The 208-nt window shown below is 69.7% G+C and carries 1 pseudogene; it reads left to right on the top strand.

Features of this window, described 5'->3' with window-relative positions:
• Positions 1-208 (top strand): annotated as a pseudogene (locus ON31_RS29295) (hypothetical protein); the annotation flags it as partial.

The raw sequence follows: 208 nt of genomic DNA, 5'->3' as shown, positions 1-208 counted from the left end.
GGACGACTGGCTCGGCGACACCGAGCATCCTGCCGGATGGCAGCTCGATGGCGCGGCGTCCGGGTCGGGTGAGGTGTGGCTCGCCAATCCGACCGATCGGCCGATGGCGCACGACTGGGTGATCACCGGCGACGGCATCGCGCATCTGCCCGATTTCTCCTGGACCGGGCCGAAGGGTGCTCGCGTGCCCGGCGTCGATTTCCGTTCC

The organism is Nocardia otitidiscaviarum NBRC 14405, assembly GCF_000308635.1.
In the GTDB taxonomy this organism is placed as follows: domain Bacteria; phylum Actinomycetota; class Actinomycetes; order Mycobacteriales; family Mycobacteriaceae; genus Nocardia; species Nocardia otitidiscaviarum.
This window is presented reverse-complemented; position numbering and strand designations above follow the sequence as displayed.